Annotated in this window: 29 protein-coding genes, 3 pseudogenes and 1 riboswitch; of the genes and pseudogenes, 11 read left to right on the top strand and 21 right to left on the bottom strand. The window is 33.9% G+C overall.

What is annotated here, in order from left to right; translation table 11 throughout:
• Positions 1 to 688 precede the first annotated feature (688 nt).
• Together DN393_RS16555 and DN393_RS16560 are read left to right on the top strand one after the other, a co-directional pair.
• Positions 689 to 1723: a YdcF family protein gene (locus tag DN393_RS16555; protein WP_000273522.1), complete on the top strand. Its 1035-nt coding sequence runs from the start codon at positions 689 to 691 to the stop codon at positions 1721 to 1723.
• Between the two features lie 188 nt (positions 1724 to 1911).
• Complete coding sequence (locus tag DN393_RS16560; RefSeq protein WP_000411242.1) at positions 1912 to 2784, top strand: YitT family protein; 873 nt, start codon at positions 1912 to 1914, stop codon at positions 2782 to 2784.
• A 95-nt stretch (positions 2785 to 2879) separates the two neighbouring features.
• Here the strand turns inward: DN393_RS16560 and DN393_RS16565 are convergent, their stop codons facing one another.
• The 5 genes from DN393_RS16565 to DN393_RS16585 form a co-directional block, all read right to left on the bottom strand.
• Positions 2880 to 3068, bottom strand: a complete 189-nt coding sequence (locus DN393_RS16565; protein ID WP_064475077.1) for a hypothetical protein — start codon at positions 3066 to 3068, stop codon at positions 2880 to 2882.
• Between the two features lie 126 nt (positions 3069 to 3194).
• Complete coding sequence (locus DN393_RS16570; protein ID WP_000071177.1) at positions 3195 to 4010, bottom strand: DUF4247 domain-containing protein; 816 nt, start codon at positions 4008 to 4010, stop codon at positions 3195 to 3197.
• Between the two features lie 12 nt (positions 4011 to 4022).
• Positions 4023 to 4529 carry a DUF4178 domain-containing protein gene (locus DN393_RS16575; protein WP_000051753.1) on the bottom strand — a complete coding sequence of 169 codons (507 nt, stop codon included), beginning with the start codon at positions 4527 to 4529 and terminating at the stop codon, positions 4023 to 4025.
• 21 nt (positions 4530 to 4550) lie between these two features.
• On the bottom strand, positions 4551 to 4955 hold the full coding sequence (locus tag DN393_RS16580) for a DUF350 domain-containing protein (protein WP_000220323.1): 405 nt from the start codon (positions 4953 to 4955) through the stop codon (positions 4551 to 4553).
• Positions 4956 to 5034: 79 nt separating this feature from the next.
• Positions 5035 to 5700, bottom strand: coding sequence for a PspA/IM30 family protein (locus tag DN393_RS16585; protein WP_000110287.1), 666 nt, complete (start codon positions 5698 to 5700; stop codon positions 5035 to 5037).
• A 402-nt stretch (positions 5701 to 6102) separates the two neighbouring features.
• On the opposite strand from DN393_RS16585, the gene DN393_RS16590 reads away from it, so the two are divergent.
• The gene (locus tag DN393_RS16590; protein WP_064474478.1) at positions 6103 to 6681 is read left to right on the top strand and encodes a lipoprotein BA_5634 family protein; all 579 of its coding nucleotides are present in this window, start codon (positions 6103 to 6105) and stop codon (positions 6679 to 6681) included.
• 38 nt (positions 6682 to 6719) lie between these two features.
• On the opposite strand, the gene DN393_RS16595 is transcribed toward DN393_RS16590, so the two are convergent.
• The 3 genes from DN393_RS16595 to DN393_RS16605 are packed head-to-tail and all read right to left on the bottom strand — an operon-like array spanning position 6720 to position 9116.
• On the bottom strand, positions 6720 to 6887 hold the full coding sequence (locus DN393_RS16595) for a FeoB-associated Cys-rich membrane protein (RefSeq protein ID WP_000989597.1): 168 nt from the start codon (positions 6885 to 6887) through the stop codon (positions 6720 to 6722).
• Positions 6888 to 6903: 16 nt separating this feature from the next.
• Positions 6904 to 8892 (bottom strand): ferrous iron transport protein B, encoded by a 1989-nt coding sequence (feoB, locus tag DN393_RS16600; RefSeq protein WP_149173690.1) that lies wholly within the window; start codon positions 8890 to 8892, stop codon positions 6904 to 6906.
• Positions 8889 to 9116, bottom strand: coding sequence for a FeoA family protein (locus DN393_RS16605; RefSeq protein WP_064474476.1), 228 nt, complete (start codon positions 9114 to 9116; stop codon positions 8889 to 8891). Before DN393_RS16605 ends, feoB begins: the two co-directional genes overlap by 4 nt.
• Before the next feature lie 194 nt (positions 9117 to 9310).
• Positions 9311 to 9412: riboswitch (TPP riboswitch) on the top strand.
• An 86-nt stretch (positions 9413 to 9498) separates the two neighbouring features.
• Between DN393_RS16605 and DN393_RS16610 the strand changes: the two genes are divergently transcribed.
• On the top strand, positions 9499 to 10170 hold the full coding sequence (locus DN393_RS16610) for an energy-coupled thiamine transporter ThiT (protein WP_088047679.1): 672 nt from the start codon (positions 9499 to 9501) through the stop codon (positions 10168 to 10170).
• A gap of 208 nt (positions 10171 to 10378) precedes the next feature.
• On the opposite strand, the gene DN393_RS16615 is transcribed toward DN393_RS16610, so the two are convergent.
• The 6 genes from DN393_RS16615 to DN393_RS16640 form a co-directional block, all read right to left on the bottom strand.
• On the bottom strand, positions 10379 to 12232 hold the full coding sequence (locus DN393_RS16615) for a sensor histidine kinase (protein ID WP_001225372.1): 1854 nt from the start codon (positions 12230 to 12232) through the stop codon (positions 10379 to 10381).
• Positions 12229 to 12918, bottom strand: a complete 690-nt coding sequence (locus DN393_RS16620; RefSeq protein WP_064474474.1) for a response regulator transcription factor — start codon at positions 12916 to 12918, stop codon at positions 12229 to 12231. Before DN393_RS16620 ends, DN393_RS16615 begins: the two co-directional genes overlap by 4 nt.
• 39 nt (positions 12919 to 12957) lie before the next feature.
• Complete coding sequence (locus DN393_RS16625; protein ID WP_064474473.1) at positions 12958 to 13578, bottom strand: class D sortase; 621 nt, start codon at positions 13576 to 13578, stop codon at positions 12958 to 12960.
• A gap of 88 nt (positions 13579 to 13666) precedes the next feature.
• A complete protein-coding gene (locus DN393_RS16630; protein WP_064474472.1) occupies positions 13667 to 14068 on the bottom strand; it encodes an LPXTG cell wall anchor domain-containing protein in 402 nt (133 codons plus the stop codon).
• A gap of 177 nt (positions 14069 to 14245) precedes the next feature.
• A complete protein-coding gene (locus tag DN393_RS16635; RefSeq protein WP_000415592.1) occupies positions 14246 to 14578 on the bottom strand; it encodes a hypothetical protein in 333 nt (110 codons plus the stop codon).
• A gap of 183 nt (positions 14579 to 14761) precedes the next feature.
• Entirely contained in the window at positions 14762 to 14977 is a 216-nt protein-coding gene (locus DN393_RS16640; protein WP_061673076.1) for a hypothetical protein, read from the bottom strand.
• Between the two features lie 160 nt (positions 14978 to 15137).
• Between DN393_RS16640 and hpt the strand changes: the two genes are divergently transcribed.
• Positions 15138 to 15665, top strand: coding sequence for a hypoxanthine phosphoribosyltransferase (hpt, locus tag DN393_RS16645; protein WP_064469199.1), 528 nt, complete (start codon positions 15138 to 15140; stop codon positions 15663 to 15665).
• A gap of 83 nt (positions 15666 to 15748) precedes the next feature.
• Positions 15749 to 16651: a diacylglycerol/lipid kinase family protein gene (locus tag DN393_RS16650; protein WP_064474471.1), complete on the top strand. Its 903-nt coding sequence runs from the start codon at positions 15749 to 15751 to the stop codon at positions 16649 to 16651.
• A gap of 78 nt (positions 16652 to 16729) precedes the next feature.
• Here the strand turns inward: DN393_RS16650 and DN393_RS31600 are convergent, their stop codons facing one another.
• Positions 16730 to 16876: a DUF7003 family protein gene (locus DN393_RS31600; RefSeq protein ID WP_218923805.1), complete on the bottom strand. Its 147-nt coding sequence runs from the start codon at positions 16874 to 16876 to the stop codon at positions 16730 to 16732.
• A gap of 123 nt (positions 16877 to 16999) precedes the next feature.
• Here DN393_RS31600 and DN393_RS16655 point away from each other — a divergent pair.
• Positions 17000 to 17284 (top strand): annotated as a pseudogene (locus DN393_RS16655) (Rpn family recombination-promoting nuclease/putative transposase); the annotation flags it as partial.
• Between the two features lie 107 nt (positions 17285 to 17391).
• Positions 17392 to 17910, top strand: a pseudogene (locus DN393_RS16660) (Rpn family recombination-promoting nuclease/putative transposase); the annotation flags it as partial.
• A 16-nt stretch (positions 17911 to 17926) separates the two neighbouring features.
• On the opposite strand, the gene DN393_RS16665 reads toward DN393_RS16660, so the two are convergent.
• From DN393_RS16665 to DN393_RS16675, 3 genes are all read right to left on the bottom strand, one after another.
• Positions 17927 to 18148 (bottom strand): hypothetical protein, encoded by a 222-nt coding sequence (locus tag DN393_RS16665; RefSeq protein ID WP_098101804.1) that lies wholly within the window; start codon positions 18146 to 18148, stop codon positions 17927 to 17929.
• 43 nt (positions 18149 to 18191) lie between these two features.
• Positions 18192 to 18371, bottom strand: a complete 180-nt coding sequence (locus DN393_RS16670; RefSeq protein ID WP_000924667.1) for a hypothetical protein — start codon at positions 18369 to 18371, stop codon at positions 18192 to 18194.
• 74 nt (positions 18372 to 18445) lie between these two features.
• Positions 18446 to 18793, bottom strand: a complete 348-nt coding sequence (locus tag DN393_RS16675; protein ID WP_149173691.1) for a YxeA family protein — start codon at positions 18791 to 18793, stop codon at positions 18446 to 18448.
• A gap of 217 nt (positions 18794 to 19010) precedes the next feature.
• Here DN393_RS16675 and DN393_RS16680 point away from each other — a divergent pair, with 217 nt between their 5' ends.
• The 3 genes and pseudogenes from DN393_RS16680 to DN393_RS16690 all read left to right on the top strand — a co-directional run bounded on the left by DN393_RS16680 (position 19011) and on the right by DN393_RS16690 (position 20137).
• A complete protein-coding gene (locus DN393_RS16680) occupies positions 19011 to 19469 on the top strand; it encodes a helix-turn-helix transcriptional regulator (RefSeq protein ID WP_000360678.1) in 459 nt (152 codons plus the stop codon).
• 73 nt (positions 19470 to 19542) lie between these two features.
• Positions 19543 to 19728: pseudogene (locus DN393_RS16685) on the top strand (Rpn family recombination-promoting nuclease/putative transposase); the annotation flags it as partial.
• Between the two features lie 229 nt (positions 19729 to 19957).
• Complete coding sequence (locus tag DN393_RS16690; protein WP_064474467.1) at positions 19958 to 20137, top strand: cold-inducible protein YdjO-related protein; 180 nt, start codon at positions 19958 to 19960, stop codon at positions 20135 to 20137.
• A gap of 467 nt (positions 20138 to 20604) precedes the next feature.
• Here DN393_RS16690 and DN393_RS16695 read toward each other — a convergent pair whose 3' ends face one another.
• From DN393_RS16695 to DN393_RS32430, 3 genes are all read right to left on the bottom strand, one after another.
• Positions 20605 to 22446 carry an FtsX-like permease family protein gene (locus DN393_RS16695; protein WP_149173692.1) on the bottom strand — a complete coding sequence of 614 codons (1842 nt, stop codon included), beginning with the start codon at positions 22444 to 22446 and terminating at the stop codon, positions 20605 to 20607.
• Positions 22447 to 22461: 15 nt separating this feature from the next.
• Positions 22462 to 23223 (bottom strand): ABC transporter ATP-binding protein, encoded by a 762-nt coding sequence (locus DN393_RS16700; protein WP_149173693.1) that lies wholly within the window; start codon positions 23221 to 23223, stop codon positions 22462 to 22464.
• 92 nt (positions 23224 to 23315) lie between these two features.
• On the bottom strand, positions 23316 to 23651 hold the full coding sequence (locus DN393_RS32430; protein WP_002099385.1) for an ATP-binding protein: 336 nt from the start codon (positions 23649 to 23651) through the stop codon (positions 23316 to 23318).
• Between the last annotated feature and the right edge of the window lie 20 nt (positions 23652 to 23671).

Below are 23671 nucleotides of genomic sequence, written 5' to 3' on the forward strand. Positions count from 1 at the left end.
TATAATAATCATTTAACAATATAACAAATTATTCTAATATATTTTGTCACATTATGTCGAACACAAAAAAGAATCCAGCAGGATTCTTTTTTGCTAAGCATGAATGGCAATTTTGGAGACAGTTGACTTCTTCAAAAATTTATTAGGGGTAATATTTTGAAAAAGAAAGCCTTTCATATGTAGGTTAACACCACTGGAATATATAGTAAATTGATAATGTTTATACGGAAGATTGCTAATGTTTAGTATAGATAGTTTCCACTATGTAAACAGTAGAAACTATCTATACTAAACAACAAAAAGGCGTCTTCAAAGAAGACACCTTTCATAAACAGACACTATAAAACAGAATTATTTATTGTTATACGATTGTTAGATACAAAAAGTAGAGGGAAATGTTTGTAAGAAATTCTGCTTTATATAGTCTGCCTACCACTTATATTTTAATCCTCTTCATTTGAAAATAAATATAATATGCATAATTACATGAAAAAAAGAAAAGACACTCCATAGAGTGCCTTTTCAACCATTTTACTTTTAATATATCGCCTTACATACATTTTAACATATGTATCCATACATTTTATTGAGAAAATTCAAAATCATTTTTCCTTTCATTTTTAATTATAAAATCATGTAATATAAAAGGTATGTCAAATTCTTTTACAAATTGAGGTGTACTATATTTATGTATTTTGGAATCATTCCTCTTATATTGTTTATTATTTTTCTTATCTCATATTTAAAAGATCCACGAAAAATAATAAATGGCTTTTTATTTAATGCCTTTTTCTGTTCATTTCTATTATTTTGCGCTATAGCCTCATATGAGTCTGGTAGTAACTCTTTACATTTTATCGTTATTATTCCCATGTTAGCGCTAATTGTAATGATACCTTTTGCTATAGTCGCTTTAATGTTTGGACTATTTCTTAATGCAAAAATTTTAATGCAACGTGAAGGAAGACGCTTCACAAACTCTTTAACTTTAATTGCTGCTTTAGGGATTTTATTCTTTATTATGCTCGCTATCATAAATCCAGCAAATTTATTCTCAGAGCATTTTCAATTTATTTTTACTGCGATTTCGCTTATAACTATGTATTTCTTTGTACATTTGTCTAACTTCTTAAGCGCATATTTTTTATATCAATTCAATAGACCAAGACGTAATCAAGATTTCATCATCGTTCTTGGTAGTGGCTTAATTAATGATAAAGTACCACCTTTACTTGCAAGTCGTATTAATAAAGCAATCGACTTTTATTGGAAACAAGCCTCTGTAAATACACCACCAACAATCATTTTCTCTGGTGGACAGGGTCCAGATGAAGGTCTTCCTGAAGCAGAAGCAATGCAAAAATATGCTGTTGAAAAAGGAATTCCGTTTGAACATACAGTACAGGAAAATCGCTCTGTCAACACATATCAAAACATGTCGTTCTCTAAAGAAATTATGGATTCTTTAAAACCAGAAGGTAAGTATAGAAGTATCTTTACAACGAACAACTTCCATCTTTTCCGCGCTGGTATATATGCAAGACAAGCTGGTCTTAATAGCCAGGGAATTGGATCAAAAACAGCATTTTATTACTGGCCTAACGCAATGATTCGTGAATATGTCGCAATTGTTGTAATAGGACGTAAGCGCCATATGAAAGTGTGCGGGACTATTTTAGGTTTCGCTTTATTCCTAACAGTCCTTAGTTTTATTGTTTCTTAACATTCTCCCATCCTTTCATAAGGATGGGATTTCTTATACTTATTTCAAAAATATTTTAAAGATAATATGGTGATAATATTCCCTGCATACATCCATTAAAGGAGAAATTTTTCACATTAAATGTTAAAATGAAATTTAGGTGTGAATTACGTAACAAATAAGAAACTAGTTTGAAACGAGGAAATTACATGGAGAAAATTATCAAAAACAAGCCCAATAAGCTAAAAATCGCTTCAAAAGCTTTGATGATTATTATTGGGGCATTTATCACAGCATACGGATTAGAAGCGGTATTAATTCCAAATAACGTATCAGACGGTGGTGTGACTGGTTTAAGTATCGTTAGTTCAAGATTATTTGGATTGCCATTAGGAGCTCTAATCGCAGTTATTAACATTCCTTTCGTTTGGTTAGGATATAAACAAATAGGTAAAAGCTTTGCAATTTATTCTATTATCGGGATTGCTTCATTAGCAATAGGTACCGTTGTTATGCATGGAATACCTACTATTATTGAAGGCGATACACTACTCGTTACAGTTGTTGGTGGTATTATTATCGGTTTCGGTATGGGACTAGCATTACGTAACGGCGGCGCATTAGATGGAATCGATATGCTAGCTGTATTACTTTCTCGTAAGTTACCTTTTGGAACAAGTGACCTTATTTTATTCTTAAACATGTTCGTATTTATTTTCGTATCAACAGTATTCGGTCTTCAAGGAGCTATCCTTTCGGCAATTGCTTACTTTATCGCTTCGAAAGTCATTCATATCGTTGAAGTTGGTTTAAGTGGTTCGAAAACATTTAAAATCATCACGAAAGAACCTGAATTAATGGTAGAAACAATTCGTGATCGTTTAGGCCGAAGCGCAACGTATAACGAAGTATACGGTGGTTATTCAAGAGAGAAATTTAAAGAAATTTCTTGTGTAATTAACCGTTTAGAAGAAAGTAAAATGAAGGATTTGATTAATGAAATCGATCCAAATGCCTTTATTACAGTTTATGACGTAGCAGAAGTAAAAGGCGGTAACTTTAAGAAACGTGATATTCATTAATCATTATGAATAAAGAGGGTGTGCCAACAATTTGGCACACCCTCTTCTTATTATTAAGTTGCGGTCGATATATTCTAATAATCGCTCATATATTTTTACTCTCCCCATCTTCTTCCTCTCTTAATCCATGCTACGTATTTTTGAAAGGCGGGCACTTCTTGTTGAAAACGAAGCGGAACATATAGAAAGAGAGTACATGTACATAGTATCCATAGAATACCTACTACAAAGTGAAATTTCATCGTTGTGCTAATAAATAAACTGAGGAATAAGACGAGGAACATAATCAAACTAAACCTTATATATAGTCATAATAATCTCCTCCTTATAACTTAATTGTATCAGCTACAAGGAATTAATTTCCATAATAAAAAGACCGAAAAGCAAATTCTACTTTTCGATCTTTTTAACTATCTTCGCTTCGTAATCTTTCCTGAACCACCGACCCTCGTTTTCGGGGGAGATGTATTCCTTGGCGGCGTTTTAATAGATGATTTCGGCTTCACATCTGATCCGCTCGAGCCACCTGGTGTTTTTGTAATTTTCCCTTTGCTTCCAGTAGAAGGCGGAGGTGTACTACTTCCTTTTTTCGTAATACTTCCTGTATCTCCTACGGAAGGTTTCGAATCTACATTATCGCCTCGCTTAATGATAGATCCTTTCCCTTCCTTCGTAATTGGAGGCGGGGTTTTCTTTTCTTCTTTCGTAGGCGGTCTCTCTGGAATAACCGGTTTATGATTTTGTCTGTCATTATATCCGCGATAATCACCGTATGATGATTTTCGTGAACCGAATATATCGTTTAAAATACTCCCCATAATATATCCTTGCAGGAAGGATGGTTGGTAATTTTGACGGACAAATTCTTTATTACTTATTTCAATTAACGTATCAGAAGGTTTCTCTTTATCCTTTTGCAGGTTATAAATCTTATCAGAATAAACGAGGAACATTTGATTTTCGTCTTCTTTAGATGCTTGCTTCGGTTCTCTTTCATTAATGAGTTCCTTTGCGACTTCAGGAACTGACCGATTGGCGGCCCTATACACGTAAGATTCTTGTTTACCTTCTTTTGCGACAGATTCTAGCGGATAACGATCTTGAATCGACTTTGTCTGTCCGCCTTGACAACCTGATAAGGCATATCCAGCAACAACAAGTAATAGAACGATAGCAAGTATAGGGATCGCGAACGATTTAATCATGGTAAACAATCGGTTTGACATGATTACGCCCCCTTACGTTGCTCTTATAATTTGTACATCAGCAGGAATAATTGCTTCTCCCTCATACATCATTGTGCGACCATTTTGCCATTCAATACGTAATAATTTTCGGTTATCTGATTGGAATTCCCATACGTACTGTTCCTCTGAAGCAGAGAATGGTGTTTTCCCCATCACAACAACACGTCCGTTATATTGCTCTTCCATATGGTACTCTGTATCATCCATTTCAATTGTCGTCGGAACTTCATCAATTGAATCTAAACGACCATCGATTGGTGTATATAATTTGTAATACGTATTTTCACGATCTTCAATTTTTAAATAACGAATATCTTTCCCATCTTGCAGTGTTAAAACAATTTCTTTACGAGAATGCATACTCGTTTTCCCAGTTAATTCGTACATGACTAATGAAACTTCAATCATATCGCCAGGAGCTAACGTTAACAAACTTTTCTCTGGTTTCGGCGGCTCTGGGCTCTTCATTATATTTTTAATTCGTTTAAATAAACTCATGATTTACCCCTCCTTCTCTCTTTATAAACAAGCACCTAAAATAAGTGCACCAACGATATGTAATGATCCGGCCAACATCGCATGTGCAACACTGCCTTCTTTCGTACCTTCTTCTAAATCTAAACCAGACATTTTCTTTAACACAAATTCAATAAACATTTCTACTACTAATAAAATAACGAAAGAAACTGCTGATGCAAGTAGTGCTTGCCATAAGTCGTTTGCTTTCGTTATGGATTGAGATAAAATGTACCCTTGCGCGAATAATTTCATAACGAAACGAGTTGTTACAGCTGTATTCCCATTCTTTATTTCTTTTAAATCATTGTATTTAGTAAAAATTGAATCAACCCACATAATTGCAAATAAAAGTACTGCACTTGCTCCAGTCCATACAAGCATGGCTAACACATTTGTCCATGTCATTGCAAAACCTCCTCTAAAAAGTAATAGAAAACCGACATGAATTCTCTTCAGACATGTCGGTTTCTTTGTCTATTCTATATTATTTCTCATACTGCTTCATAATACGAGCTAATTCATCGTCAACAGCAGAATTTTTATTTAAGCTTGCGAATTCATCATCTAGTGACTTTTCTTTTTTATAAACTTCGCCACTTGCTTCTGCTTCAGCCTCTAATTGAAGAGCTTTCTCTTCCATACGGCTTAAACCAGCTTTTGCTGAGTTTGAATCAAATCCAGACATCGCCTGATTAATATTCTTTTGTGCTTTCGCCGCATTTACACGTGCTACAAGTGTTTCACGTTTATTTTTCAGCTCTGTTAATTGCTTACGCATTTCTTCTAGCTTCAGGCGAAGATTATCAGCAGCAGCTTTATTTTGCTCATAGCTTGCTTTATATTCATTCATCTTTTGCTCTGCATTTTGTTTTTCTTCAAGAGCACGACGCGCAAGGTCAAGATTGCTTGCTTGAACAGCCATATGAGCTTGCTCTTCACGTTTTTTCACAAGTGCTTCTTGCTCTTCAAATAATATTTTGAATTTCTTCTCAAGTGCAATTTGAGCTGCTACACTTTTCTCAGCTTCTTGTACATCCGCTTGCATATCGCGTAAATATTGATCCGTCATCTTAACTGGATCTTCCGCTTTTTCAATTAATGAATATACATTCGACATTGTTAAATCTCGTAATCGTTTAAATACAGACATTCTAATTCCTCCTATGACTTACCTCATATTTCAAATTCACTACTTGGAAAACTGAAAAATCTCCCTTAACAGTAAAGAATATTCATTTTTACAGCCTATGTGTTTATTATAACAAAACTAATATGTCCTTACATGTTATTTCCAAAATACAGCCAATATAATATGACATTCTAGATAAAACATTGTATTCCTAATATATTCTCATTAACCCTCTTCAGAATTGACTTATTTTTATACACTTTCACTAAATTACATTATTGTAATTTTACTGTAAGCTAACTCGATAGTTACGTTGCAATATTTCTTATACACTAATACCAGCAGCAACGAACAAGCTTCTCATCATTTCAGAACTAATACAAAAATGTATTTACTATAAAACATATAAAAGGAGAAATCATCATGAAAAAATTAGTAGGAATCGGATTAGCAGCAGCAATTTCACTTGGAGCATTATCAGGTTGTTCTTTATTAGGAGAAAAAGCGAACGGATTAGTATTATACGGATCAGAAGAGCAAGTTCAAAAAATTACAGATCAAAATAAGAAAGAAGTAAAAGAAAAAGACTTTTATAAAATGAAAATGGCAACATTAGAGGGTAAAAAAGTACTTGTAATGGATAAGAAAACTGGTGATGAACTTGTTAAGAAAGAACTACTTAAAAAAGTTGATAAAAATGATGATACAAAGGCAATCGATAAATTACCAGCTGTAACAGAAGAAGAAGGCGTGCTGTTTGCAAAAGAGAAAGTAGAAAATGCTACGCTTGATGGAGCAAAATTAAAATATGAAGGCAACACAATTATCGGTGATGGCCGTTCTTATGCAGATATGTTTGCTATCGTTGATGATGCAACATATGTAAATGTAAAAGGTGAAGAAAAATCTGTAGGTATTTTGAAATTTGATAAAGACCCAAGCAAAGAGCTACCTGGAGCAAATGGAGTAGAAGCTTCTCAACTTGTAAAAATTAAAAAATAACAAAAAAAAGCTTTGCGAAATTCGCAAAGCTTTTTTTGTTATTTGTGAGCAATTTGCTCCATATCCGGACTACAAGTTTGCGACTGACATGACTTATTTAAAGAACATGCTGCGCATTTTCCCTTTTTACTTCTCTTTACAAAATTAACTAACGTGTATGCTGCATAACCAAAAATGATAGCTCCAATTATAATATTGACCATCACTCTAATACATCTCCTTCTAGAATCCGAGTAAGGATCCAACTTGGTATATAATGAGCGTTAATACATAAGCAACGACGAGCGGATACACGACAGAGAAAATCGTCCACTTCGTTGACCCTGTTTCACGTTTAATAACGGCTACTGTCGCTAAACATGGAACATATAATAAAATAAAGAACATAAATGCATATGCTGATAACGCAGTATAATGTGCTCCCATAACATTTCCTAGCACATCTTCTTTCACCGCATAAATAATTGCCATTGTAGAAACGACAACTTCTTTCGCTAAAAATCCTGTTAAAAGAGATGCTGCCGCTTGCCATGTTCCAAAGCCGAGCGGTGCAAATAGTGGTGCGATAAACCCACCAATCATCGCTAAGTAACTGTCTCCCATATCAACACCAAATCCTGATGGACCTGCATAGTTTAATAACCAAATGACAACAGAACCACCGAAGATGAATGTACCTGCTTTACGAACAAATCCTTTCCCTTTCTCCCACGTGCTTAACCATAACGTTTTCGCTTGTGGCACGCGGTAAGGAGGGAGTTCGATGACGAAAATAGATTTTTCTGCTTTTAAAATAGTAAGTGACATGATTTTTGTAACGAGTAATGCAAGAACAATACCTGCAACATATAAAGAAAACACAACAGTTGCCTGACTATGAGGGAAGAATACTCCCGCAAATAATGCATATACAGGTAAACGCGCTGAACAAGACATAAATGGTGTTACAAGAACTGTAAGTAAACGTTCTTTTTCTTGTTCAATCGTTCTCGCTGCCATAATACCTGGAACATTACATCCAAAACCGATAATCATCGGAATGAATGCTTTTCCGTTTAAACCGAAGAACTCCATAATTCGATCCATAACAACTGCAATTCGCGCCATATATCCTGAGTCTTCTAATAATGAAATGAAAAAGAATAGTGCAAAGATTTGTGGAACGAATACTAATACCGCACCAACACCAGCAATAATACCTTCTGTAACGAGTGCTTGAATAAAATCAGAAGCCCCAACACTTGTGAGCCCAGCCGTCACCCAATCCGTAAGCTGTCCACCAAAAAAGCCATCTAACATATCGGATAAAGGTGTACCAATCCACGTAAACGTAACCTGAAAAATAAAAAACATAACTGCTAAAAAGATTGGAAGTCCTAAAATTTTATGCGTAATTAGTCTATCAATTTTTTCCGAAAAAGGAATTTTTCCTTCTTTCTCATGCTTCATAACATTTGTTTTTAACTTTTCAATATACGCTTCACGAGTTTTGTAAATGTGCTCTTCCAACGTACAATCAAGTTTTCCTTCTAAGCGAGATCGAATGGCTACAAGTTCCTTATAAATTGGTAATGCTTTCATTTCTTTTTCTACTACTTCGTTATTGCTTAAAAATTGAAGAGCTAACCACCTTGGGTGCTTATAATTCGCTGTCTCTAAAAGAGCTATTACCTCTCCAATACCTTCATCCATTTGTACACCATATGAAATAATGAATGGTTTTTTCTCGTTTTTTTCATTTTCTTTAAGAGTCGCAAGTAGTTCTTCACAGCCTTTTCCACTTCTTGCAACGACAGGAACGACTGTTACACCTAATAGTTCTGATAATCGTTTTACATCAATTACAATGCCTCGTTGCTTTGCCACATCGACCATATTTAATCCAATCGAAACCGGCTTTCCAAATTCAAGTAATTGCAACGTTAAATGCATATTTCTCTCGAATTGCGAAGAATCCACTATATTTAACATATGATGAAATTCGTCTGTTAGTAGAAAATTCGTAACGACACCTTCATCACGCGAAACTGGATTCAAATCATAAACACCCGGTAAATCAATTAATGTTCCTTGCTTATCTTTTAATTTACCAACCTTCTTTTCTACTGTTACACCGCTCCAGTTTCCTACATACTCATAAGAACCAGTAAGTGCATTAAATAATGATGTCTTCCCTGTATTTGGATTCCCTAGCAAAGCTACCTTATTCACGCTAATTCCACCTTTATCATTTTCGCGTCACAATGACGAATACTAATTAACTGTCCACGACACTCCAATGTACAAGGACCTTTGAACATCGTCTTTTGCTTCATGCGAAGTTCACTTCCTTCAGAAAGACCGAAAGCAGCCAATCTTCTCTTTAGTAAATGATTTAAAGACTGAACACTTTTTACTAGCACTTTCTCACCGATTTTAATATCTACTAAGCTCATAACCTTCCCCCTCAAAAGAGAATGATAATTATTTTCAGAAAAATTATAGCACACTCTATTTCTCTTGTACTATACCCTTTTGCTTCATATTTATTAACATTTCACTACAATTCTATTTCAATAATTGTCATACTACATTCATTTGCCATTCTCATCCATTTCGCTTACAATAAACAATAGCAAATAAAGAATCTCGTTATCACTGGGGGAGCCATGCCGCTGAGAGGGAACACTTCGTTCCGACCCTTCGAACCTGTTAGTTAATGCTAACGCAGGGATTGTGCAAACGTCCGAAATACATACCTCTTTTTTATTTACGTATTTCGTATCCTCCTATGATATCTATTCTTTTTTGTACAACTTGGATTTAGGGGGAGACAACATGCGTAACACCAATTTACAAGCGATGATCGAATCTGCTATTCTTGCAGCCTTCGCCTTGGTCATCGACATTTTTCCATTATTATCAATCAAACTTTCAACAGGTGGTTCCATTTCATTCGCTATGATTCCTATTTTTATTATCGCATACCGCTGGGGCTTCAAAATGGCTTTCTTAGGAGGCTTAATTTGGGGATTATTACAAATTGTCGTAGGCGATGCCATTATTGTCACACCAATTCAAGTACTAATTGAATACTTCGTTGCTTTCGCATTCATTGGATTTGCTGGTTTATTCTATCGTCCAATTCAAAAGGCACTTTTAACATCTAATGAAAATAACGCAGAACAATCCAGTTTAGGTAGCCGTAAAGAAAAACCTTCTTCAAAACAAAACGCAGGAAAGAAAGTTATTGGTTACATTATTCTTGCTACATTTGTTGGTAGCTTTGCTCGCTACTTCTGTCACTTTATCGCCGGTATTATTTTTTGGGGACAATATGCACCGAAAGGTCAATCAGCTGTTCTATATTCATTAATCGTAAATGGTAGCACAATGATTGGTTCCTATATTTTATGTACCGTTTTACTTATCTTTTTATTTCTTACTTCACCACGCTTATTCAAGAGCATCAATGCTTATCAAATAAATTCAAACAAAAAGAGCGCTTAATGAGCGCTCTTTTTTCATATCGTAATATCAATTAAAAATACAATAAATGCACAAAAGAAAATAAATACCATTATACTTAGCCACTTGCTATGCACGGTTCATCGACTCCTTACATAACCTCATTTTCTATCCAAAGTATACTGTTTAAAAATAAAGATTAGGTAAAGATAATATGAAAATAAATTAAAAAAAGCGTAGCATGTACCATCTACGCTTTTTTTGGTAAGTAGAAGTAAAATAATACACCGTCTTCTGTATTCTTTACCCCATATTCAGCATCGTGTAGTTCTAAAATATTTTTAGAAATAGCTAGCCCAAGACCCGTTCCACCTTGTGAACGCTGACGAGCTGCATCCACGCGATAAAAACGGTCCCAAATTTTATCTAATTGTTCTTCTTCAATGTGAGTACCTTTATTTTCAATACACACTTTTATACGATCCTGCTCATCTATTGTGGAAATCATAATATCCTCTTTATTTGGTGTATAACGTATGGCATTCGTAATGAAGTTTACGATGACTTGTTCAATCCGACTTTGATTTGCCATCACTTCAACTGAACATATATTTTTATGCACACGAAGTTCTTTTTTCTCTATGTCCACAGAAAGGTATTCACATATATCTTCAATTACTGAATCAATATAAAATAAACCCTTTTTCATTTTATATGTACCTGACTCAAATTTAGCTAACTCAAGCATATCCAAAATTAAAGTATCCATTTTATCTACTTCTCGTTCCATCGCCTGAAAATAGTACTCTTTTTTATGTTCAGCTACTCCATCTTTTAAAATAGAAATACAGCTTTTCATAATACTCAGCGGTGTTTTCAATTCATGCGACACACCAGAAATAAATTCTTTCCGCGTATTTTCTAACTTTCTTTCCTTTTCAATATCTTGTTCTAGCTGTCCAATATGCGAATGGAGCTTATTAGATAATACATTAATATTTTTCGATAAATCACCAATTTCATCTTTTGAAGTAATCGGTATTTGTTCTGTGAAATCTAAGTGTGCTATTTTCTTCGTCGTATCATTTATTTTTAATAACGGCTTTGCAATTTGTTTTGAATAATAAAACGAAGCTAGAAAAATGAGAACGACTACAAATGCAATGATGTAAATGTAGTAATCTTGCACCATTTGTACTGCTTCATCTACAGGCTGTAAAGAAGCCATTGCATAAATATATGTTACTGATCCGTCTTTTTCTTTTATTGGCTTAATTAATAATTTATATTTTATATCATTCTTTTCATCGTCCATTGTTTGTGTTGTATATTGTATGTGTTTGTTCTCTTTTAATAATAAATCAGTTTGAAAAACCTTAATATTATCTAAAAATATGCTATTTTTATAAATTGGATTCACAGGACCGTTTACATCTGGTAACTGTACTTTTGTAACACGTCCTCCTATGTAAAAATCTGGTTCTTGGGCAGCTTGCTCCTGAACGGCCGGCCTCTTCTCCTTAACAACTTGTTCCCCGACTGCTTTCTTTTTCTCCTCATATAATTTACTCATTTTCTCATTAAATGCTTTTTCTAACGGTTTATTAGATCCGCTTAAATTCTGCTTAGATAAAGAAAAAGAGAATGGAATAAAACTATCTTCTTTTCTCACTCCAGAAAAATAAATTTCTTGTCCTAAAAACTGCTCTGATGATTTATTATCAATCTCCTCTATATTGACGAGATTACCTAAGGGAATCTTGAATATTTGTTGTCCAAAGCTCTTTTGTTGCATACGATTTATTGTTACTTCAAAATAAAAATCATCCGCATGTTTTAAATTCCCATTCTGATCTAACGTTGTAATCCACGTATTATTTTCTCTTAAAAAATCTTGCTCCAGCTTCTGAATTCCTTCTGCACTTCCTGCATAATTCAAATAATTCTTCTCAAAAGTATTTAAATTCACTTTAATATCTTCTACTTTTCGATTCGCATAATATTGTTTAAAAAATATCGTTTGTCCAATAAATATCGTCACTAAAATTAACATGCATAATGCTGTTGTGAGGGTAAATAATTTTAGTACAATCCCTTTTCTCATACATTTCCCTCAAATTTATAACCTGTTCGTACTACAGTTGTAATGCACTTTGCTTTCTCTCCTAATTTATTTCTTAAATTACGAATATGACTATTAACCGTTCGATCATCACCAGCAAATTCATATCCCCAAATTCTTGAAATTAATTGTTCCCTTGTTAGTACAATTCCTTGGTTTTTCATGAAATACACTAATATTTCAAACTCCGTATGCGTTAAACTAACATCTGCCTCATCAACAGTAACAGTACGTGACGGAAAATGGACGTGGATGCCATGAATCGATAACGTATCATCTTCGTTCTCTAAAGGTTTCTTCGATGCTTTTCTACTTTCTAATAATCGTTTCGCTCTTGCTAATAGAATGGGTGGACTATACGGCTTCGTCACATAGTCATCTGCCCCAAGTTCAAAACCAAGTAACGTATCGTCTTCATCTACGCGCGCCGTCAGCATAATAATAGGCACCTCAGACGTCTTCCTAATTCTTCGGCAAACAGACCATCCATCGAGTTCTGGCAACATAATATCTAAAATAACTAAATCAACCTCTTCTTCCTCAAATACAACTAAAGCTTCTTTCCCATCTCTTGCTTCAAACACTACATATTGCTCGCTCAAAAAATAATCTTTTAATATTTCACGCAAAATATCTTCATCTTCCACAATTAAAATGTTTTTTGACATAACTTATGTATCCCCCTTCCGTTTTCAGAAACTATCACTTCATTCTGAATAACTAGCCGTTAACTTCGCCTCGATAATATATCTATCTGGTGCATCACCTATATAATCAAATGGATAGCAAGTCGTTAGTGTTAATATCGGTTCTTCTTTTTTTATAATAACAGTACGATCATCCGCATGGGTAATCCATATCTTTTGAATTTCGTATGTGTAAGTTTTATTATCATACTCTAAAACAAGAGTGTCTTTTTCTTTTAACTCTCCTAAATCTGTAAATACAGTATCCCGGTGTCCACTCAGTACAGTATGTCCCCCTCCAGATGGCGTTGTCGTTAAATCACTAACGAACATTCCAACTCCTTTCTTCAACGTTGCATCATCCGCTCCCCAGTATATAGAAAACTTCTTCTTTATTTTCGGTATATGTAACAGTGCTACCTTTTCTCCTTCTTTATGTTCTGTTTGAGAAGAAGGCACTTGGGAAGTCACAGCTGTTTCATGAGAAAGTTTATTATGTTGTATATTGTTAAGACTCTTTATTTCTTCTTTCGTCAATTGTTGAGCAGAGCTTTTTCCTTTATACCATTCCATAGCGTAATATGCTCCCGTGAATAGCCCTATGGCCATCAATATGATACCGATATAATTGAGTAACTTCATGTTCATCCCTCCATGTCAAAAATGGTAGGAATAACCTACCATTTTTAATATATGAAATTATTCCATTCTTTATAGGACAATATTTTATTTACGCCTTAACTTTATTGCGACGATTCAAACCAAATAATGTCCCTATCCCTACAAGACATGCGCTTAATGCCATCATTGCTACATTATTGGATGCTGTGTTTGGTAATTTTTCACCTTGTACAGCTGGCTTCGCTACTTCTTTTTTTACCGCACCATTTTTTTGTTGTACTTGTGCCGCTTCTTTTTTTGCCATATCATTTTTTAACTGTTCTTGCGCTATTCTCTTTTTCTCTTCTTCACTCTTTTGCTGTTCCTTAATCGCTGCTTCTTTTTTCGCTTTATCTTGCTGCAGTTGCGCCGCTTCTTCCTTTGTTACTGTTCCAGTATCTGCGCTTGCTACTGAAGAATATCCCACTGTTAAAAGTGCCATTGCACAAATTGGTAATAGTTTCTTTTTCATTTTATTTCTCTCCTTTTATACGTTTTACATCACTTCGCATCGGATGTATCACTAGCATAAGCAAGAGATATAAATATAAAATGCAGATGAAATATATTTCATTTAAAGATTTCATTGTAGAAAAATAAAAAAACATCGCAATATATACGATGTTTTTTCGGGTGTGTGTCTCAATATTTACATGTTACTTTCGCGTGATTTAGAAGTAGAATGGGCCGGAGCGATAACTAATTGTCTCGGCTCAGTTTTCTTTAAGTGATTTTTGACGTTACACTTACGACGTTGAACAACCCACGCTTTAATAGGGTTTGTCAAAATAATCTTTTGCTCTTCATTAGGGGCCTCTTCTTCAAACCTACAACTCTCGCTCCATTTATTCCATTTCATTGTAAATTTAGAAGAAGAATGATCGTCTTCTCGATCAAACAAGTGCAAAAAATCCATTTCGCCAGCTAGCATTACGGTGTTGCTAGTTGCTAAAAAAGAAAAGGTCGTCCAACGTTTCTCCATGCCCTCCTACTCCTTTTTCACATATAGAGTGCCTAAAACTTAATTTACCTAAAATATGCTTGCCTTTTACCTTACACCTATAGTTTATCCAAAACACTACTATGCAACTATCGATTTGCCTTACAACTACCTTACATTTTTGTAAGAAACAAAAAACCTTCACTCTCTATACGTGAAGGTTTCTCATTTCTCATCTATATGATCTTTCATATGATCGACTCCAGCTTCTTGCAGCTGTGACATCATACCGTGGGAAATTGCGCCTAATACTAAAGTCATTCCAATTAGTGAAATCCGAATCGCTGGTACATCAATTATGTAAGCCAAACTGCCAAGAACAATTGTTAAAAACAATGCTTTTATAAATGTTGCACTTGTATACTCTTTCTTTCTCATCATAATCACCCTTTTGGAAGCGTTTTCTTTATATGATTAGTATATCATATCATCTGATTATTTTGTGGGGATTTCTGTAAAAAACTTATATCTTCTTTGACTTTTCCCTTTCTTTCCTTTACAGTCGAAATGTTCACAAGTTTTACACTGTAGGAGGACTCCAATGAATATTGAAATAAAAGACACTTTAATTTCTGAAGAAAAATTACAAGAAAAAGTAAAAGAACTAGCACTTCAAATCGAACGTGACTTTGAAGGAGAAGAAATCATAGTAATCGCTGTATTAAAAGGATCTTTCGTATTCGCTGCCGATTTAATTCGTCACATTAAAAATGATGTAACAATTGACTTTATTTCTGCATCTAGCTACGGAAATCAAACAGAAACAACTGGAAAAGTAAAACTATTAAAAGATATCGATGTAAACATTACTGGAAAAAACGTAATTGTCGTAGAAGACATTATCGATTCTGGTTTAACACTTCACTTCTTAAAAGATCACTTCTTTATGCATAAACCGAAAGCATTAAAATTCTGTACGTTACTTGATAAACCTGAGCGTCGTAAAGTGGACTTAAAAGCTGAATATGTTGGCTTCCAAATTCCAGACGAATTTATCGTTGGATACGGTATCGACTGCGCAGAAAAATATCGTAACTTACCATTTATCGCTTCAGTTGTAACGGAATAATATAATAGAATAAACTTCCATCAATTACTGGTGGAAGTTTATTTTCTATCACGATTCGTAAAAGACAAAGGGAGAGAATAAAAATGACAAAGACAAAATTTGAAAAAGTACTCCTCATCGTAAATCCAAAAGCAGGGCAAGGCGATTTACATACGAACTTAACGAAAATTGTACCACCTCTTGCGGCAGCTTTTCCTGACTTACATATCCTTCATACGAAAAAGCAAGGTGATGCAACAAAATATTGCCAAGAGTTTGCTAGTAAAGTAGATTTAATTATCGTCTTTGGTGGTGACGGCACTGTATTTGAATGCACAAATGGCTTAGCACCTCTTGAAACTAGACCTACACTTGCCATCATTCCAGGCGGAACTTGCAACGACTTCTCTCGCACACTTGGCGTTCCGCAAAACATCGCAGAAGCAGCAAAACTTATTACACAAGGACATGTAAAACCAGTTGACGTCGCAAAAGCAAATGACCTACACTTCTTAAACTTCTGGGGCATTGGACTTGTCTCTGAAGTATCAAACAATATCGATGCGGAAGAGAAAGCAAAGCTTGGGAAAATTGGTTACTATTTAAGCACCATTCGAACTGTCAAAAATGCTGAAACATTCCCCGTAAAAATTACGTACGACGGACAAGTATATGAAGACGAAGCCGTCCTTGTTATGGTTGGAAACGGTGAATATCTTGGCGGTATCCCGTCCTTTATTCCGAACGTAAAGTGCGACGACGGAACACTTGATATTTTCGTTGTAAAATCAACAGGCATTCAAGCGTTTAAAGATTATATCGGAAAGAAACTATTTGAAGACTCAAATGAAAATGACATCTTCCACGTAAAAGCGAAATCCATTCATATTGAAACCGAAGAAGAAAAAGAAGTAGATACAGATGGAGAAAGCTCGCTTCATACACCTTGTCATATTGAACTATTACAAGGACACTTTACGATGATTTATAATCCTGCGATTGTATAATATAAAAAGACGAGCTAAAGTTCCAACACTTCGGCTCGTCTTTTTATTAGCAATTCATTTTGATTTACTCTTTAATTTTTAATATAAATTTTCGTAATCAAACTCCACCCAATTTTTCCAGTGCGTATTAGAATCCTTATTCACAATAACACTTGGATCTTTCTTCTCTATTGCAGCGGCTACTGATTGGAAGAATTCAATTTCACTAGAGTATAACATAGACATATTTGTTTGCGACATTCTAATAATATTGCTAAAAAAATAGCAAAGTTTCCTGTTTGCATGCCCTAGTTCTTTTTAGATACAATGAAGGAAAGAAGGAACCTGACACAAGGGAGAGGAAAAGCTGTGTTCAGCCAACAATTAGTTAATTTACGCATTGATTTTGCATTTAAACAATTGTTTGGTACGAATGGTAGTGAAGATATTCTAATTGCATTTTTAAACGCTATGTTACAAAAGTCTTTAGATTCACCCATTACTTCTCTACAACTAGAAGATCCGCATTTACATCGGGAATATGAAGAGGATAAGTTATCTATTTTAGATATTTCAGCGACATTAAACACAGGAACAAAAGTAAATGTAGAAATACAGCTCAATAATAATCACGATATGATGAAACGTAGTTTATCCCGCATTAACGGGCAGTAAGACCCCCACCTCAAAATTCAGCGGAAGCAAAGAAGTTAGGTAGGGAATCAACTGCCCGTAAAAGTCCGATCGGTTCAACTAATAATCAGTGGGGGAAATTATATACATCTCAATTACAAAAAGGTATGCCTTACAGTTCGCTTCATAAAACCATCACCATTAATTTATTGAACTTTATAATGTTCTCAGACCACAAAGAATTTCATACAACGGGCACATTATGGAATACACAACAACAGAAACTCTTGAGTGATGACATAGAAATTCACATTATAGAAATTCCAAAGTTAACAAAACAATGGCATGAAGAAAAAGTAAATCCGTGGAAAGATCCATTTGTTCGTTGGCTTTTATTGCTTTCAGCAAATGAGGATGAACACTTAACTAAAACATTGGAGGATATTGCTATGAACCAAGACCCTATTTTACAAAAAGCAATAAACAAGTGGGAACGTATGAGTCAAGATTCCTCTTTCCGCCAATCCTATGACGCAAGAGAGAAAGTTTTAATGGATGAAGCAGCAAAATTCGCCCACGCAGAGACAGAAGGAATAAAAAGAGGAATGGAACAAGGAATGAAACGAGGGCTTAAAAAAGGGCTTGAGTTGTTTCAAGCTCTTTTTATCCACTTTCCTCGATATCATCCAATTTAGTCTTATAACATTCATTACACTCTAGCATAGTAGGAAGAATCCCTCTTTCATCAGCTAATAACACCCTCAAAACTTCTCGATCTATCTCTACGAAATACTTCATAATAATGGGATATCCTTCAATAATATTCGTATACTCAATTCCTTGTTCAAACTTTTTTCCGCTCTTTATTTCTTCTATTTTCAACATAAAAAATCCGAAACCATACAAAATGATTTCGGATTTCCTATAGTTAAAATATTAAATTACATTTCGAACAAAAAGGAGCGGAATTGCCTCTCCTAATTTTCCCATCACATTTTGGACAATATACATATCGCTCTTCTATCTTTTCTCGCTCTATCATATGTAAAGATACTATTCTCATACTACACATAAATCCAATTAAAATAAGACTAACAATGAGTAACATCACTCTCGCCCCCCTCACTAAACTTTACCATAAAACAACAAAACCGATTCCCACATTGAGAATCGGTTTTATACTTATAATCCTAACTTCATCTTCGCTCCATTAGGAATTTTATCTATCGTTACTTGCACTTTATCATATAAGAACTTACCTCTCGTAAGCACATGCCAGTATGAATCTTTCGGTAATTCATCTACTCCGTCAATTGTAACTTCTTTTTCCTTACCATTTTCATCATAAGCTTCCACTTTATATTCACGACCTTTATTTCCATCTAATTCTTTACCATCGTTATCAATTATTGCATAATGGTGCTCTATATCAAGAAATGGATTCATTCTATCAATCGCAGCACTCCCATTTAATAAATATGCCGCTCCTGCGACGATAACAAGTAATGATCCAAAAATAAATCTTTTCATCTATATTCGGCCTTTCATTATGTTTTCTTTAAGATGTTTCTAAGTATAGAGCGTATTTCTTAATAAAAAATAGTACGGTTTCTTAACATTTTCTTAAACTAAAATTGAAATAGTAATTAGAAAAATCAAAACAGCAATAAATAACTTTTTTGCACTACCTTTGACAAAATCACACTCACAGTGTAATTTTACACTATAAGAGAAAAGGAGATGCATTATGGATAAACAAGAATTTATTGAACTCGTTAATTCGAAATTAAAACTCATACGTGTTGAAAATGATTTATCACAAGATAAAATGTCAGAAATTATTGGTTTATCCAAGAAAACATTAGTAGAAATTGAAAAAGGGAGACGTACGCTAACATGGTCAGGTGCAGTTTGTGTCGTAACACTCTTCGAACAGAGCAATACAGTCCAGATGACATTCGGGGATGATGTGAATGAAATTATAAAAACAATCGCTTTTACACATTACAATATGAACTTTCCGAAGACTTTAGGTGGAAAAGTGTGGTGGCGACAAATAAAAGAATTAAACGGTTATCACATTCAACAAAATATTTTATCCCAACATTATCGAATTTTAGATAAAGAAGATCGTAGAATATGCCATTCATTCGAATTGGATGAAATTGAACAAAGATTTATGGAAATGGCAAAAACCTCTCAATAAAGTCCAACTAATTGGGCTTTTACAGATAGTCCGACTCCTACCTAACTACTTTGCTTCAACCAAATTTTGAAGTGGGGTCCCTATTACCCGTTTATGCCAGATAAATTTATTAAACTTCCTAATGTTTTCAAAACAAAAAGGCTTCCATGCAACGAGCATACTATGGAAGACACAACAGCAGAAACGCCTAAGTGATGACATAGAAATTCCAAAGTTAACAAAACAATGGCATGAAGAAGATGTAGAAAAACACCGAGAAGGTTGCCGGTATACACTGTATCAAATTGAATTATTACTAAAGCTTTCAACGATGATTTATAATCCTTAGCTTATATAATCCTTATTTTGCTATACTTTAACAATTACTAACCTTCGCATTTTTTCAAAAAATAAAGTATAATGAACTAATATAAAAAAGGTTGTTAACAAAATCGTTAACAACCTTTTTTGTTTTTCTGAAAAACTTTTCAATTTAAGGGAGCGATCACATGTATTGGAGAAAAAATGATAAACCTGTAGTAGAACCAGAAGCAATTGCTGTATGGGAATGCCTAGAAGAAAACTGCCGTGGATGGATGCGTAAAAACTTTGCATTAGACGCAGAACCGAAATGTCCGTTATGCAAAAGCGATATGGAAAGCGGCGAACGCTTATTACAAAAGATATAATAAATTCTCTTCTTCACCTTTTATAAACTGAAACATAGAGGATTCTCTTTCTCCTTATTTACAATGTGCATCGAAAGCAAATAAACTATACAAAAGTTTTGCGTATCCTCGCAAAACTTTTTCAATATCTCAAACTCATTCCAACTATCATTCTTTACTAAAAAAATAAATTACATTTTGAATAAAAAGGAGCAGAATTCCCCTTTCCAATTCTCCCATTACATATACAAACCTTTGTCTCTCTACTATCCCAAAAACTATTACTTTCATCCCGATCATAATTCCTATCAAAATGATGCTAAGAATCAATAACATAGTGTATCCTCACTTACAAAAAAAGTGAAATATTAGGAAATCTTATGTCATATTTTATACCCCTATATTCATTAAATCAATTTGCTACAATCATTTTGTTTTCAAAACAATCTAATATAACCTTTTACTAGATTTATATCTAGGCTTACATACTACACTTCTTTCGGAAGAACAATTTTTTTATAAAATTGAACTGTAATAAAATAATAAGCTACGTAAATGACTAAGAAAATAATAATAGGAAGCCAAATACGGAAATATGGATTATTGATTATGAACGAAAACATGTTCATGCCAACTAATACGTGCATTATACCTACTATCGCTGGGAACAAGAAGACGAAAAGTAATTCTTTATAAATTGATTTAGTTAATAACTCATAACGTACACCAATTTTACGAAGCATTTGATAGCGAATAATATCTTTTGAAGTGCTAGAAAGAATCTTAAACATTAAACTGCTTGCCAACATCGCTAAGAATGCTATCCCTAAGAAAAATCCCATAAATACGGTTCCACTGTAAGTACTGTACAATGATTTATATGTCATATATTTACTACGTAATTCTGTTTTTTCTACCTCTTTATATTTAATAACTTCTAATTCGTCAATTTGCTTCCATCTTTGTTCATATTTCATAAAATCTTCTGTTTTTCCAAAGAATACAATTCTTTCTTCACCTTGGATTTCATCGTACATCTTTTTATCTACAATCTTTATACTTTGATTAGGGTATACATAAGTTTTTTGGAAAGTTCTTAGCGCATATCTCCATTCTTCTGGAATGAGGATATCATTCTCGATTTTCTCTGGACCACGACTTAAAACAGCTCCAACTGGTAGCTCTTTAGAAACAGATATAAATTGCTTTCCATCATCTCCACCAGTCGGTATTAACAGACGATTTGCTTCCAAATCTTCTTTCAAATAATAAATGAACTGATCATCTACTTTATAGCGATATTCGTTTTTCTCTTTAAATGTAATTCTACTTAATATTTTCTTTTCTTCTACTGTCGGATTGTTAATTTCCACATCATAATAATCAAATGTTTCAATCATGTTTGTAACATTATTTTTTAAAGCCATACCACTAGAGATAGCACCAGCACCGAGAGCCACTAACATAGCAACTGTCGCTAATACTTTCGTTAAACTATTAATAGAAAAACTTAACTGTGCAAGCGTGAACGCATTAATTCCTGTTTCACTACAATTTTTATTCGCTTTTAGTTTGTTAATAATAATAGGAAGGAATGATGTAAATAGCATGTAAGTTCCTAATGTTACTGTAATTGTAGCAATGATAAATCCTGATTCCTTTAACTCTTTCATATAAATCATAGAAATATAACCAACTGCTAATAAAACAATTGATAAAAGTGCTACTATATTCGTTAAATTCCCTTTAGTAGGAGTACCAGCTGTTTTATCATTAGAGTGAACCAGCTGTAATAGCGAATTACGCACTAGTTTTATACCATTCATAATTGCGGACAACATAAATAATGCAATGAAAAAGATGAAAGTAACAATGATTGATGGTACATAGAATGCATGATAACCAACTCCAGTAAACTCCAGCTCCTTCATCAGTAAATACCCAACACCTTGCGCCAAAATTATACCGAATACCACACCTACTATAAGAGACACCATTCCTAATACAATCGTTTCAATACACATGAGCAATGTAATTTTATGCTTTTTTGCCCCTAATACCATATACATACCAAATTCTTTTTGCCGGAGTGATAATAAAAATGAATTGGCGTGTAAAATATAAAATAATGTAATAAATCCTAATAAAAATGAGCCTGTTTGGAAAACCGAAAAAATTCCATCCATGGAATTCCCTTCGATAAATGTTTTATTTAAAGCTAACGTTTGAAACATATAAAAAATTGAAATAGACATAATAAGACCCACTAATAAGACAATATAGTCTTTTCGTTTACTTTTTAATCCTGACATGGAAAGTTTGAATAACATGTTGAACCTTCTTTCCTATGCTTTTTGTGTGCCTAAATCGGCAAGCACATCTAAAATTTCTTTATAGAATTCATCACACGTACCTCTGCGATAAATTTCTTTATACAGTTCTCCGTCTTGAATGAATAAAATACGTCGGCAGTAACTCGCACTAAATGGATCATGTGTAACCATCATAATCGAAACATCCTGTTCTTCATTTAATTTGGTCATCGCCTCTAATAAACTTTTTGCATTTTTAGAATCAAGCGCTCCTGTTGGCTCATCTCCTAAAATTATTGCTGGCTTATGTACAAGTGCACGAGCCGCTGCCGAACGTTGTTTTTGTCCACCTGATACTTCCGACGGATATTTTTGAAGAATCTCTGATATCCCTAACATTTCCGATACCTTTTTCACCTTTGATCCAATTCTTTTGGAGTGAGCACCTTGCAGAGAAAGTGGTAATGCAATGTTTTCATATATTGATAAATTTTCAAGTAAATTAAAATCTTGAAAGATAAATCCTAGTTTCTCTGAGCGAAAATCAGATAATTCCTCTTGCTTCATTTTCGTAATATCTATTCCAGCAATTTCAACAACTCCACCTGTTGCCTTATCTAATGTAGAAACTACATTCAATAATGTTGTTTTTCCTGAACCTGATGGTCCCATAATTCCAACGAATTCACCCTCTTGAATTGAGAACGATACATTCTTTAATACACGTGATTGGCTCTCTTCTTTCTTACCATATACCTTTTGTACATTCTTTACCTCTACAACTGATGTTTTCATATATATCCTCCTATACTTCTTAACCCATTTCTAAGTATAGATAGAATTTCTTAATAAATAGCGGCGGATATTCTTAACATTTCTTTAAGAATCTAAAAGCCCCAAATCATAGTAGATTGGGGCTTTTGAATTCTATATTCTATTTTTGAGTAACAAATAAAGTATTTATTTCTCCACTTTAATTTTTGTTTGTTTATTGTAGAAATAATAACATCTTTTTTCGCTGGCGTATAACGGATTGCATTCGTTATATAGTTGACAATTACTTTTTCAATAAGATCTTGATTGGCAACAACTTGCATTGCAGATACATGTTTGTAAACATGTATTTTTTTCTCTATATCTAATGATAGCTGTTCACATATATACTCTATAACCAAATCAATATAAAAGGAAATCCAATACGATTTACAAGTCTCACTTTTCATTCATCCATTTTTTTATAGGC

It is taken from the genome of Bacillus sp. BPN334 (assembly GCF_008368885.1).
GTDB lineage: Bacteria > Bacillota > Bacilli > Bacillales > Bacillaceae_G > Bacillus_A > Bacillus_A wiedmannii.

Bases quoted from the DNA above. Each gene is read 5' to 3' on its own strand.
- DN393_RS16555 (WP_000273522.1), top strand. From the start codon at position 689: ATGTATTTTGGAATCATTCCTCTTATATTGTTTATTATTTTTCTTATC.
- DN393_RS16560 (WP_000411242.1), top strand. From the start codon at position 1,912: ATGGAGAAAATTATCAAAAACAAGCCCAATAAGCTAAAAATCGCTTCA.
- DN393_RS16565 (WP_064475077.1), bottom strand. From the start codon at position 3,068: ATGTTCCTCGTCTTATTCCTCAGTTTATTTATTAGCACAACGATGAAA.
- DN393_RS16570 (WP_000071177.1), bottom strand. From the start codon at position 4,010: ATGTCAAACCGATTGTTTACCATGATTAAATCGTTCGCGATCCCTATA.
- DN393_RS16575 (WP_000051753.1), bottom strand. From the start codon at position 4,529: ATGAGTTTATTTAAACGAATTAAAAATATAATGAAGAGCCCAGAGCCG.
- DN393_RS16580 (WP_000220323.1), bottom strand. From the start codon at position 4,955: ATGACATGGACAAATGTGTTAGCCATGCTTGTATGGACTGGAGCAAGT.
- DN393_RS16585 (WP_000110287.1), bottom strand. From the start codon at position 5,700: ATGTCTGTATTTAAACGATTACGAGATTTAACAATGTCGAATGTATAT.
- DN393_RS16590 (WP_064474478.1), top strand. From the start codon at position 6,103: ATGAAAAAATTAGTAGGAATCGGATTAGCAGCAGCAATTTCACTTGGA.
- DN393_RS16605 (WP_064474476.1), bottom strand. From the start codon at position 9,116: ATGAGCTTAGTAGATATTAAAATCGGTGAGAAAGTGCTAGTAAAAAGT.
- DN393_RS16610 (WP_088047679.1), top strand. From the start codon at position 9,499: ATGCGTAACACCAATTTACAAGCGATGATCGAATCTGCTATTCTTGCA.
- DN393_RS16615 (WP_001225372.1), bottom strand. From the start codon at position 12,232: ATGAGAAAAGGGATTGTACTAAAATTATTTACCCTCACAACAGCATTA.
- DN393_RS16620 (WP_064474474.1), bottom strand. From the start codon at position 12,918: ATGTCAAAAAACATTTTAATTGTGGAAGATGAAGATATTTTGCGTGAA.
- DN393_RS16625 (WP_064474473.1), bottom strand. From the start codon at position 13,578: ATGAAGTTACTCAATTATATCGGTATCATATTGATGGCCATAGGGCTA.
- DN393_RS16630 (WP_064474472.1), bottom strand. From the start codon at position 14,068: ATGAAAAAGAAACTATTACCAATTTGTGCAATGGCACTTTTAACAGTG.
- DN393_RS16635 (WP_000415592.1), bottom strand. From the start codon at position 14,578: ATGGAGAAACGTTGGACGACCTTTTCTTTTTTAGCAACTAGCAACACC.
- DN393_RS16640 (WP_061673076.1), bottom strand. From the start codon at position 14,977: ATGATGAGAAAGAAAGAGTATACAAGTGCAACATTTATAAAAGCATTG.
- hpt (WP_064469199.1), top strand. From the start codon at position 15,138: ATGAATATTGAAATAAAAGACACTTTAATTTCTGAAGAAAAATTACAA.
- DN393_RS16650 (WP_064474471.1), top strand. From the start codon at position 15,749: ATGACAAAGACAAAATTTGAAAAAGTACTCCTCATCGTAAATCCAAAA.
- DN393_RS31600 (WP_218923805.1), bottom strand. From the start codon at position 16,876: ATGTCTATGTTATACTCTAGTGAAATTGAATTCTTCCAATCAGTAGCC.
- DN393_RS16665 (WP_098101804.1), bottom strand. From the start codon at position 18,148: ATGTTGAAAATAGAAGAAATAAAGAGCGGAAAAAAGTTTGAACAAGGA.
- DN393_RS16670 (WP_000924667.1), bottom strand. From the start codon at position 18,371: ATGTTACTCATTGTTAGTCTTATTTTAATTGGATTTATGTGTAGTATG.
- DN393_RS16675 (WP_149173691.1), bottom strand. From the start codon at position 18,793: ATGAAAAGATTTATTTTTGGATCATTACTTGTTATCGTCGCAGGAGCG.
- DN393_RS16680 (WP_000360678.1), top strand. From the start codon at position 19,011: ATGGATAAACAAGAATTTATTGAACTCGTTAATTCGAAATTAAAACTC.
- DN393_RS16690 (WP_064474467.1), top strand. From the start codon at position 19,958: ATGTATTGGAGAAAAAATGATAAACCTGTAGTAGAACCAGAAGCAATT.
- DN393_RS16695 (WP_149173692.1), bottom strand. From the start codon at position 22,446: ATGTTATTCAAACTTTCCATGTCAGGATTAAAAAGTAAACGAAAAGAC.
- DN393_RS16700 (WP_149173693.1), bottom strand. From the start codon at position 23,223: ATGAAAACATCAGTTGTAGAGGTAAAGAATGTACAAAAGGTATATGGT.
- DN393_RS32430 (WP_002099385.1), bottom strand. From the start codon at position 23,651: ATGAAAAGTGAGACTTGTAAATCGTATTGGATTTCCTTTTATATTGAT.